This is a genomic window from Leclercia adecarboxylata, assembly GCF_035787115.1.
Lineage (GTDB): Bacteria > Pseudomonadota > Gammaproteobacteria > Enterobacterales > Enterobacteriaceae > Enterobacter > Enterobacter adecarboxylatus_E.
Genome location: NZ_JALKTL010000019.1, coordinates 1 through 1,875 on the forward strand (window position 1 = coordinate 1; position 1,875 = coordinate 1,875).

A 1,875-nucleotide genomic window follows, 5' to 3' on the forward strand; every position below is an offset into this window, starting at 1 on the left:
TTCACGAGGCGCTACCTAAATAGCTTTCGGGGAGAACCAGCTATCTCCCGGTTTGATTGGCCTTTCACCCCCAGCCACAGGTCATCCGCTAATTTTTCAACATTAGTCGGTTCGGTCCTCCAGTTAGTGTTACCCAACCTTCAACCTGCCCATGGCTAGATCACCGGGTTTCGGGTCTATACCCTGCAACTTAACGCCCAGTTAAGACTCGGTTTCCCTTCGGCTCCCCTATACGGTTAACCTTGCTACAGAATATAAGTCGCTGACCCATTATACAAAAGGTACGCAGTCACACCCGAAGGTGCTCCCACTGCTTGTACGTACACGGTTTCAGGTTCTTTTTCACTCCCCTCGCCGGGGTTCTTTTCGCCTTTCCCTCACGGTACTGGTTCACTATCGGTCAGTCAGGAGTATTTAGCCTTGGAGGATGGTCCCCCCATATTCAGACAGGATACCACGTGTCCCGCCCTACTCTTCGAGTTCACAGCAAGTGTGCTTTCATGTACGGGACTATCACCCTGTACCGTCGGACTTTCCAGACCGTTCCACTAACACACAAGCTGATTCAGACTCCGGGCTGCTCCCCGTTCGCTCGCCGCTACTGGGGGAATCTCGGTTGATTTCTTTTCCTCGGGGTACTTAGATGTTTCAGTTCCCCCGGTTCGCCTCGTTAACCTATGTATTCAGTTAACGATAGTGTGCCGGAACACACTGGGTTTCCCCATTCGGACATCGCCGGGTCAAAGGTTCATATCACCTCGCCGGCGCTTTTCGCAGATTAGCACGTCCTTCATCGCCTCTGACTGCCAGGGCATCCACCGTGTACGCTTAGTCGCTTAACCTCACAACCCGAAGATGTTTCACTTCATGATTGTGAAAATTTGAGAGACTCGAACACACCGTATTTCTGTTCTTATTACGGAGAACAGACACAGCGTGTCGTTTCAATTTTCAGCTTGATCCAGATTTTTAAAGAGCAAATATCTCAAACATGACTCATAGAGTCAGTTTTGAGATACTGATTGGTTGTGCCTTTCACTCACACCCAGCAAGTGGCGTCCCCTAGGGGATTCGAACCCCTGTTGCCGCCGTGAAAGGGCGGAGTCCTAACCGCTAGACGAAGGGGACACGATGTGTCACGACTTCGCAGCCGTCTTGCTCGTTACTTTTCATCAGACAATCTGTGTGAGCACTGCAAAGGCAGGTTCTTTAAGGTAAGGAGGTGATCCAACCGCAGGTTCCCCTACGGTTACCTTGTTACGACTTCACCCCAGTCATGAATCACAAAGTGGTAAGCGCCCTCCCGAAGGTTAAGCTACCTACTTCTTTTGCAACCCACTCCCATGGTGTGACGGGCGGTGTGTACAAGGCCCGGGAACGTATTCACCGTGGCATTCTGATCCACGATTACTAGCGATTCCGACTTCATGGAGTCGAGTTGCAGACTCCAATCCGGACTACGACGCACTTTATGAGGTCCGCTTGCTCTCGCGAGGTCGCTTCTCTTTGTATGCGCCATTGTAGCACGTGTGTAGCCCTACTCGTAAGGGCCATGATGACTTGACGTCATCCCCACCTTCCTCCAGTTTATCACTGGCAGTCTCCTTTGAGTTCCCGGCCTAACCGCTGGCAACAAAGGATAAGGGTTGCGCTCGTTGCGGGACTTAACCCAACATTTCACAACACGAGCTGACGACAGCCATGCAGCACCTGTCTCAGAGTTCCCGAAGGCACCAAGCCATCTCTGGCAAGTTCTCTGGATGTCAAGAGTAGGTAAGGTTCTTCGCGTTGCATCGAATTAAACCACATGCTCCACCGCTTGTGCGGGCCCCCGTCAATTCATTTGAGTTTTAACCTTGCGGCCGTACTCCCCAG

The 1,875-nt window shown here is 51.7% G+C and carries 1 tRNA gene and 2 rRNA genes; all 3 read right to left on the reverse strand.

Going from position 1 to position 1,875, the window contains the following annotated elements:
- Window positions 1–842: ribosomal RNA gene (locus tag MXM41_RS22630) — 23S ribosomal RNA — on the reverse strand; the annotation flags it as partial.
- Window positions 843–1,053: 211 nt separating this feature from the next.
- Window positions 1,054–1,128: transfer RNA gene (locus MXM41_RS22635), tRNA-Glu, on the reverse strand.
- An 87-nt stretch (window positions 1,129–1,215) separates the two neighbouring features.
- Window positions 1,216–1,875, reverse strand: a 16S ribosomal RNA gene (locus MXM41_RS22640); the annotation flags it as partial.